This window comes from Pseudoalteromonas sp. K222D, from assembly GCF_017653575.1.
Classification (GTDB): Bacteria; Pseudomonadota; Gammaproteobacteria; order Enterobacterales; family Alteromonadaceae; genus Pseudoalteromonas; species Pseudoalteromonas nigrifaciens.
The window spans coordinates 1-9,320 of record NZ_JAGGDL010000066.1 but is presented as its reverse complement, the minus strand read 5'-3'; the positions used below and the strand labels follow the sequence as shown (position 1 = coordinate 9,320).

The window sequence follows — 9,320 nt, the reverse complement described above, 5'->3', positions numbered from 1 at the left end:
ATAAGAGCAAATAAAATTCGGTGTCAACCGGCCAAGATAATTGACGCGGAACCGGCCAAGTTAATTGACGCTAGATACTAAAGTATATACATCGAAGTTTGGAATATAACTTGTTTCGTATTTTTTGTGGCTTAGTTCTTTAAATGCCCTAACGAATTTTTTAGGCTGAATAGTTACGTTAAAGCGTTTAGTAAGCTTACCTACATAATGATCAAGTGTATGTAACAGTTTCTCATCATTAATCTCAGAAAAGAAAAACAGCCAACCTTTGGCTTTATTGTCGAAAACACACCCCGTAATCCGAAGGTTAAGTCGCCAAAGTAAAAACTCTTCACTTTTCTGTTTTGAATGTTTGTAACTGGTGAATATTGAAACTAATGAATGTTTTAACCTTTCAATTGAGCCAAGTCGTGCGCTAATTTTTGAATCTTGAAAATGATAACCTAGATAATCAAATGGACGACCTAACTGTTCAATCGTCGATTTATCTGGTCGTTTGATTGGGTCATACATTTTTAACCCAATTCGACCAAAACGATTACATACATCTGTAGCTATGGCCTGCGCATCATTAAAGTCACAAAAAATCATGACATCATCGACATATCGGTAGTACTTAATGTTCTGTAACGACTTAAAGTAATTATCAATATTTAACAGATAAATTGCAGCAAGAATATTTGATATCGCTAAGCCTTGAGGTACACCTCTTGCTGATGGCATATCAGTGGTTTTAGAAACTGAGACTGTAGGCGAGGTAATGGCAGAAAAAAGCACATTCTTGATATCATCAGATCGTATCTTTTTACCTAAGCGTCTTCTTAATTCATTGTGTTTTATTGAAGGATAAAAATTACTGACATCTAGTTTAATGACACCAGTATATGCACCAGAAGCTAAGTTTACCTTTACACGTTTAATTACCTTTTGCGGTAAATTAAATTCCACAACGCCATCATAAACTTCAGTGACAAAATCACACATAGCACGCATAGCAATGCGATCTCTTACAGTAGGAATTGAAATTTCTCTAGGTATTTTGTCTTTACCTTTACTCACTAATTTCAACTTGTATTTAGTGAATTTATAAGTGCCAGCCAACATTTTTCGAGACAAAATAGCAATTTGGTCATCTAGCTGAATACGGAACGCGTACTGATCTAAGTTATCAATTCCCGTTGCGCCAGAATAAACAACATGGTCAACAAAAATACGCTTTAGATTATCTTCTGCAAAATGATTATTAAATTGCTGCTGAATCGTCATGCTAACTTCTCAATAGCAACCAAAAGAATAATGGGCAATAAATATAGAAGTGTTAGTAATACATATCGTTTAGTTAACCACCATGTAATGCTTAACCAGTGATACCAAGTCGGACAACGGTCTAAATCTTCTTTGCACCCTGTGTTCGTATCGACATCTTTATTGTTAGTAACGTGTTCAAGACACAAGGCGAGATAGTAATCATAATCCGTATGGTTTTCACAAAGTCCCATAATTTGTTCATAATCAGAAGATAATTGCGCAATATTAGCGTCTTGTGCCTTCGCTTTTTGATAGAAAGTATTCAGAGTCTCATAACTTTCTTTAATGAGGCTTGCTCGTTCTTTAAAGGACAATCCGGCAATAAACCCAGACATACTTAACACCAGTACTGAATACACTATCCAGCTAATACCTGCTAAATCTTCTTGCCCGACAGATGGCATAAACTTTAAATAATAAATAGAAACAGCAACGCCAAAAAAGGAATACCACAACAGTAATAGCTGTGATTGAAAAGCGTTTGAAAGTAAGCGCTTTTCTGCTTGTATTCTTGCTTTTCTTGTCCACCAAACGTTATCTGAAAATGCCATTTATTTACTTCCTTGAAAATAAGATGTTCTAGGGTGTCTATAAGTTACATAGGATTAACACCCCTTACGGGGCAAGCCATATATACTCGAAAGTACAATGACTAAGAGACAAGCTCTTCAGTATTAGTTGCACTCACAAGTGAGTGGTCAACCTAATCAAACCGAAACTATCAAAGGTCAACACACCCTAGAACAAAACTGGTTATACGGGTACTTTCCCTGTTAGCAAATCTTGCATCAGGCCCATTTTATTTAGTTTTAATTTTTCTAAATATTCTTTTTCTATTTGAATAAGTGACTCTTGCGTCTCATACCTACGACAAAGTTCTTTTTGTTCATCAATATTTGGAAGAGCTATTTTTAATGGTCGTAGATCTTCCAAATTAATGTTTTTTTGAGCACTCAATGGGGCCAAGGCATCTAATCGTCTTTTATTTCGTCTAATAGATATTTCAACAAATCGGGTAGTGGAAAGTTCATCGTTTACTACTACACCAACTATGCTGTCGGGAAAACACATTGGTATATTCAGAATACCAGTATCAGCAATATTGGCTGCGATAGTCACAGCAATAGTTCCTTTAGGAAATTCTTTACTAACATTTCGTCCAAAATCAGACAGCGTTTGGTTATATTCAGTGATAAACCCGCCTTGAGCCTTTGTAACACTGCCTGTTTGAATAAAGGGGTGTAGCCCTCCGTAGCACTTTGTATCGTCTCTTGGTCTGTGGGTAAATTTTCCACGTTCAACTGTAGCGATTGACTCTAAAGTAACAATTTCCCAGCCATCTGGAACCCAACCTAGCTCTGTTTTTCGGTAAAGCTCTGGTGCTTCTGCATAGCTTGACCGCAACTGCCCGTAGTTTTTGTTGGTCTCTGGTGTGCCAGAAAGGTCGATGCCGCGAGAGAATAAATCTGCCATCATGCCTTGTTTAATTGCTGTATATTTACCGATAAGGTTTTGGGTTTGGTCAATAAGGTTATCAACAGTATTTAATATTTGAGATATTTTTTTCTGAGCAAGCTTGGTAGGTAAGATTAATCCAACATTAGCCATAACCCCATTCATCAATTTAGGGTTACCAATATATGATACGTAATTTTTAGAAATACTACTTAGTTGATATGCAAGGAACTGATGGTCAACTTCATCATTTTTTGACTTTAAAGTTCCACAAACATTAGTGCAGTTGAATTTACCCTTTCGATTGAATATGGTTCCGGCATTTTCTCCATCAGTTGTCCATGTAATATAATCCCCATCAAAATCATATGTTTCTATAGAACCCATTTTACCGTTGTTGCGGGTTTGAGAAGAGTAAACAGGGTATACACCGGGGTTAGAGTTTACCTCTTCTTGACTTATTACTCGCCCTCTACCTATATGGCAAATTTCTTCTATTGTACAGTCAGTCCAACCTGACGGAATGTTTTGAAACTTTGATATATCATATAAATTCTTATGTCTAATTTTATTCATAACCCAACTCCACTAAAAAACTATTTAGTAAAGTTGACTGCTGATCACGTTCAGTAAGAATCTCTTTAGCAGTAATTGCATACTTGTTATGGAGATTCTCAACAGCCTTAATTAGCTGCGATTCAAGTTGGCGGAGGTAGTGAACATAACTATCAACCATCTGCTGTTTAAAGCGTGCCTCAATAAGTGCCTTAGCTTCTGCTGGCGTGATTTTTTCACGTGCAGCATCAACTAGGTCTTCTTTTTTCTTTTCAGCTTCTTTAATACCAGCTTTTAGCTCTTTCAACTCTTTTTCAAGCGCAGTATGCTGCTCTAGCTTAGTATCTATAACATCGTTAGCTGTAGTTAGTTTTTCAATTTCACCTTCAAGTTGCAGTGCTCGTGTTGGGTCTTCTTTTTTGGCAAACTTTAGTTCTTTCTTTAAATCGCGCAGTTGGCTATTGTTCTCTTTTTTCGCATCTTTTAATGCTTTTACCTGAGGTTTTGGCAGTACTCCAGATTCCGATTCTTCTTGCTCGTTTTCATTATCATCTTCAGTCGTTTCATTTGCAGCAGCAAATAGGGCTTCAAGTTCAGTAATTCTAGCTGCGTCATTCTTTAAGTTGGTTAACACCTCTGGAAACTGAGATTCAAGAATTTCTTCATCTGGAATAAGTTCAGCATTCCAACCTGAGTTGGCAATAGATTTCAGGTCCGCCTCATGCTGTTTAAAGTTACTCGCCATCGCCCCACGGACTTGATAAATCGACAATAGGTTTTCAGGCAATAGTGCAGTGACAATACTATTTAGCGCATCGCGCCTTAGAGCAAATACGCCTTTAGATCCTAACTTCTCATCACCCAACTCGTGAAAGGCAGGTAAGAAGTTAGTGTCCCACCATTTTATCAATTGGTCGTTAAACGCATCATGTTTAGCAATAAGCTGTGGATGACTCTCAATAATAGCTTTAATATCCGCTTTGCTTTCAAGTGTCTGATTAAAAGAAAAGTAGTGATCATCAGCTTGTTTAGGGTGCCCAGAAGTAAATAAGGCTTCTTTTAAATTTGGGTAATTTTGCCAATGTGAATCAAGACTGTTTACTTCATCCGCAGGCACACCACCATTTAAATGAGCTTTTACATCATGGGGTTCTGGTGCTGGGCTATTATCAACAAAACGCCTAATGTTTAAGTTGAACTCTTCTGCTTCAAGCTCGCTTACAGGCACTGCGCGTGCGTACTTTTCGATCTCATTTTCTGTGTTTGACGTTAACGCACCATAAACATGCGTGATTTTTTCAATGTCTTCTGGACGAAGGCTGTTTTGATTTTTACCTTCTTTGTATTCGCGATCTGCATTGATAAATACAATGTGTTTGCGCTTAGCTGCATTGGCTTTGTTAAACACTAAAACACACGCTGGAATGCCTGTACCGTAAAATAAACCTTGAGGTAAGCCGATAACCGCTTCGAGAATGCCTTCTTCAATGAATCGTTGGCGACAGAGTTTTTCTTCACCACCACGGAATAGCACCCCATGTGGCATTACTATTGCCATTTTTCCGTCTTGTTTTAGTGAAGCAAGCATATGCTGCACAAACATGAAGTCAGCTTTTTTGCCTCCTTCAGGTAGCCATGTGTGAAAACGACCTTGATGTGTCATGCCTTCGCGACTGTAATTCTGAGAAAATGGTGGGTTCGCGATCAAGCGAGAGAAAGTGCGGATCTCACCATTAGCATCGACATGTTGCGGTTTAGCTAGCGTATCTTCATTTTGAATATTCGCACCACCAACACCATGTAAGATCATATTCATTTTACAAATAGACCAAGTAGTACCGCTGTCTTCCTGACCAAATAAATCTATTTTGCTTACGTCACCACCAGTTTCTTCAACGTATTTTTTACTTTGGATGAGCATACCGCCACTCCCAACCGTCGGGTCGTAGATCTCCATGCCTTCACCGGGCTGTAAAAGCTCTACTAGTAAGCGAACCACTTCTGAAGGTGTGTAGAATTCACCGCCTTTTTTACCTGCACTATCGGCAAAATGCTTGATTAAGTATTCGTAAGCCGCACCGAGCAAATCTGGAAATTCGAAGTCATCATTTGTTAGTGGGATAGTATTAAAGTGCTGGATAAAGTTAACCAGAACATTATCTTCCATAGGTTTTTTGCCTACTTTTTTATTGAAGTTAATGTGCTTAAGTACGTCTTCCAGACCTTTTTTAATGTTTGCGTCTTCAAGCGCTGCTAACGCTTTATTTAACTCAGTACCCACATTTTTTTTAATGTGCTTTATAGTTGACCATGCGGCTTTTTCTGGCACAAAGTATTCAAACTGTGATGGCAATGAAACAAGCTTTTCAATTGCAGTTTCTGACTTCCCTTCTTTTGCTAAACGGGCGCGAATAGCTGCTTTATCTGCTTCAAATTGATCAGACATACGTTTTAAGAACAACATACCAAAAATATATTCTTTGTATTCTGATGCATCCATTTTGCCACGTAATATGTCGCAAGCTTTGAATAGCAGGGTTTCTAATTTATTTAGTGTCAGTTTCTGTTTCATGTTTTCAATAATTCTCAGTTTTGGGTTGTGCGAGTAAAATCACAGCTCTATTAAATTCTTTGCAGTTGATGCTTGCCGCTTTATATTTCAAAAAATTCTTCATCTATTTTCTTCAGGTGCAACACCTGTTCGTCTCTGCTACCGATGTTATATCGCAGCATGAGTTTAGCTAATTCTTTACCGTTGATAAGTACAATGCGCATTCCTAAATCTTTAGCAGTTTGCACTGCGGATGGTGTGAAATCAGATGTGGTAATGAATATACCTTTTTGCGCTTTCTTTAAATTGAGCGCCCCAAAAAAATCTCGGATATCACCAGAGCCGACGTTATTGCCTTCTGCATAGCGTTTAGCTTGAATATAAATTTGGTCAACGCCAAGTGGATCTTGATCTATTACTCCATCTACACCATTGTCGCCTGATTTACCTAGCGCATGGGATGCACCTTCACCAGCACCGCCATAGCCCATAGCAATTAGCAACTCTATCAACAGCTTCTCAAAAAATGCAGGTGTAACTTTACGTGTTCTCGATAAAAGGTCCGATGTAAGGGCGTCATTAATTGCTTTGTAGGCATTTCTTAATGCTTCATCTGGCGTGATGTCTTCTATATTATCATTACTTTGGGGATTTATTGGGGCAGTTATTACTGCAGCCTCATTTTTTTGTTCAGAAAAGGCGACAAATTCATCAAATTGCTTCAAATAGTTTTTATCTATTACCGTTAATTCATCTTCGAGTGCTTTTATGCCTCGTGTAGTAATTACAAAGTGTGCACGTCTCGTAACTTCTAGAAGTCTAGCCTTTGTAAGGTATGTGCGTGCCCAGCCAACTCGGTTATCGAGAATAGGCTGCCTCCCACTTGGGAGTGTCTCAGTTTTTTCTTCGTCAGTAAGGTTAAACTGTTCAGCCAGTTCGTTAATTACATCCCTTAGCTTAACTTCTCTTCCATGGGCTCTATGTGCAACCTCTAAAAATGGGCGCATAAATTGCTGGTAATTAGGTATCACTAGCAGTCCTTTGTGTTGTTAGTACAATGGCCGACAATACTGCGCACTGTAACTTTTATACTATCTAGGTACAGTATTGTAATTTAGTTAAAAGCTCAATATTAATGTGTTATATAGTGTATAAATAAAACTGAACTTTAGCTACAAATACTCATTATCAAGGTTCTTAGCTAATTGAATCAACAAGCTATGTTGTTTAGGGTCATCTATTGCTTCAATTGCTGAACCATTCAGATCACCAAAGTATGACCCTAGCCAAAGTACAATATCCCAGTCGAAATAGTATTTACTTACCTGTCCAATAATAGGTTCTAAAATAGGTTTAACGCGTCGCTTATAGATATCAAACTGAAAAGCAGGGTAGCCTTCATATCCTGCGAAATTTGGTGCTGTTACAAAAAAGGCTTTATTTGTATCGACTAATTTTTTTAAATCTTGTTCAGTAAATGGCTTGCTGGGTGTCGAGAGTAAATCAATGACTTGAGCCGCCGATAAAAGAGCGTGATGCGATAAGAATAAGTTGATTTGATTGTAATAAATACGGTGTTGCTCAGTAGGCGCATTTGTAAGTTTATTAAGTTTGAGTACTTCAGTAAAAAACTGGATGTACTGCTGAGTTCGCGAAAAATCATTCATTTTAATGCTCCTAAAAAGCGCTTTATATGTTGTTTTTTATTAGTACGAATAAAAAAATCGAGTTCCTTTTCGAGCTTATCCTGCCCCTCTGGTGATTCAAGTAGATCAATTAGCGTTGTCATTTTGTTAACTTTTTGCTTTTTTATAAAAAAATAAAAATATTTTTTTTGAGAAAAAAGTCTACTTTTAATCAGTTTTTCGAATAGTTTTAGCTTTGATTCTGTAATGAGCATTTCGTGTTCTCCTACTTTTAAAAAGAATTAACCATTTTATATATTATTGTTATTTATCGATTTTCAGCTGTAAATCATTTTAGATGGAAACACTTTTACTTAATGTATTTAGGTTGACAAATCATGATTTCATGTTATTAAGTTGTTGATTTTAATGTGTTAATTTTAATTGTAGACTGTTTTTTATACTTGACACTATTTTATTTGTATATAGATTTAAATACATATTAAGAGAGGATTATGGGTATGAAAAAAGATGAAATTATTGAAGAAGGTAATGGCGGATTAATTTTCCGTTATAAGGAACAGCCACCAGTTTCATTTCTTATTTTAAGACACTTAGATGAGTGGAGAGTAAAATGTTATGAACAAAAACAGCTCGTACCTTATTTCCCAACTAAGAGAGTTTCTTCTGTCGGATTAGCTACGAAGCATGCGCCGTCAGCAAAGTCTTTGGTTCCATTAGAAGCATTGTCGAAACTAGAAAGTGGCTTTTTAAAAGCACTTCTCTTTTTGTCTAATGTAAAGAAAATATCAATGCAAATTCCTTTGGATAATATTTATAGAACGATTGATATTGCTCAGGGAAAAAGTATTAAACATCCTGGTTTTAAGCCGAAAGGTAATATTTCGAAAGAGCATGATGTATATCAGGCTGCTCCAATGACTACTGATGTATTAATGACTTACACTGATGCTAATGGGGGAGAAGTAAGTCATGCCATCTCACTAAAGTGTTTAAATCGTGATGGTAGATTAGGGGCCACAGATAAAAAAATTGAGCGAATTAACGATAAACATGAAATTGAACAGCAATATTGGTTAGAGCAAGGGGTTAGGTGGAGTTTAATCACAAGTGACCATGATTTACTAGAATATTACTTTCAAGAAAATTTAGCTGAAGCTTATATATTGGGGCAAAGAAATTACCCTAAGCAAAAACTTAATAAGGTTAAAAAAGAAATTATTATTGTTTTCGATCATCGTGAGTATATAACTTTGCTTAAGTTATGCGAATTAGTTTCACAGGTGACTGAAATTGAAATTAGCTTAGTAAGGGCTATATTTTGGTATCTTATTTGGCATCACGAAATTAGCTTTGATTTGCATAGGGAGATTGGAACTTATCATATTCTCTATCCTGCTAAGGAGGAGGTATGGTGTTAAAGTATATTAAAAATCAAGTGCTAAAATCCCCAGTTATAGATGCTCAATCTAGTAAACAATTTGATAAAAGCAAAGTAGCTAAAAAAGATATTAGAATTACGATTGTTGAATATCCATTTATGAATTATCCAGAGTACATATTGCTGTCATTACAAGATAAAAATAAAATAAAAAAGCCATTTGTACATAAATTAAATACACCACTGTATGGGTTTTTTATACAAGAATATGAGTGTATAGAAAATGACTTTATTTCAGGAAAGCGTGCAGCATGGTATTCAGAGTTACTTTTAGCGTCGAAAGAAACGTAAGCGCGCATTTAAGCAGTGCGCTTAGCTATAATCGAAGTCTAGCTGCACATTCCACGGCATTAGGTCGGTAAAA

At 36.7% G+C, this 9,320-nt stretch carries 9 protein-coding genes; 2 read left to right on the top strand and 7 right to left on the bottom strand.

Features of this window, described 5'->3' with window-relative positions:
• Nucleotides 1-60: 60 nt before the first annotated feature.
• From J5X91_RS17585 to J5X91_RS17555, 7 genes are all read right to left on the bottom strand, one after another.
• Nucleotides 61-1,266 (bottom strand): reverse transcriptase domain-containing protein, encoded by a 1,206-nt coding sequence (locus tag J5X91_RS17585; protein WP_208835342.1) that lies wholly within the window; start codon nucleotides 1,264-1,266, stop codon nucleotides 61-63.
• Nucleotides 1,263-1,859 carry an SLATT domain-containing protein gene (locus J5X91_RS17580; protein WP_208835341.1) on the bottom strand — a complete coding sequence of 199 codons (597 nt, stop codon included), beginning with the start codon at nucleotides 1,857-1,859 and terminating at the stop codon, nucleotides 1,263-1,265. Before J5X91_RS17580 ends, J5X91_RS17585 begins: the two co-directional genes overlap by 4 nt.
• Before the next feature lie 202 nt (nucleotides 1,860-2,061).
• A complete protein-coding gene (locus J5X91_RS17575) occupies nucleotides 2,062-3,339 on the bottom strand; it encodes a restriction endonuclease subunit S (RefSeq protein WP_208835340.1) in 1,278 nt (425 codons plus the stop codon).
• The gene (locus J5X91_RS17570; RefSeq protein ID WP_208835339.1) at nucleotides 3,332-5,890 is read right to left on the bottom strand and encodes a class I SAM-dependent DNA methyltransferase; all 2,559 of its coding nucleotides are present in this window, start codon (nucleotides 5,888-5,890) and stop codon (nucleotides 3,332-3,334) included. Before J5X91_RS17570 ends, J5X91_RS17575 begins: the two co-directional genes overlap by 8 nt.
• Before the next feature lie 80 nt (nucleotides 5,891-5,970).
• Complete coding sequence (locus J5X91_RS17565) at nucleotides 5,971-6,900, bottom strand: restriction endonuclease (RefSeq protein ID WP_208835338.1); 930 nt, start codon at nucleotides 6,898-6,900, stop codon at nucleotides 5,971-5,973.
• Nucleotides 6,901-7,041: 141 nt separating this feature from the next.
• Nucleotides 7,042-7,536 (bottom strand): hypothetical protein, encoded by a 495-nt coding sequence (locus J5X91_RS17560; RefSeq protein ID WP_208835337.1) that lies wholly within the window; start codon nucleotides 7,534-7,536, stop codon nucleotides 7,042-7,044.
• Nucleotides 7,533-7,769, bottom strand: coding sequence for a hypothetical protein (locus tag J5X91_RS17555; protein ID WP_208835336.1), 237 nt, complete (start codon nucleotides 7,767-7,769; stop codon nucleotides 7,533-7,535). The genes J5X91_RS17560 and J5X91_RS17555 overlap by 4 nt, the downstream gene beginning before the upstream one ends.
• Before the next feature lie 246 nt (nucleotides 7,770-8,015).
• On the opposite strand from J5X91_RS17555, the gene J5X91_RS17550 reads away from it, so the two are divergent.
• Together J5X91_RS17550 and J5X91_RS17545 are read left to right on the top strand one after the other, a co-directional pair.
• Complete coding sequence (locus J5X91_RS17550; protein WP_208835335.1) at nucleotides 8,016-8,936, top strand: TnsA endonuclease N-terminal domain-containing protein; 921 nt, start codon at nucleotides 8,016-8,018, stop codon at nucleotides 8,934-8,936.
• A complete protein-coding gene (locus J5X91_RS17545; protein WP_208835334.1) occupies nucleotides 8,927-9,247 on the top strand; it encodes a hypothetical protein in 321 nt (106 codons plus the stop codon). The genes J5X91_RS17550 and J5X91_RS17545 overlap by 10 nt, the downstream gene beginning before the upstream one ends.
• Nucleotides 9,248-9,320 lie beyond the last annotated feature (73 nt).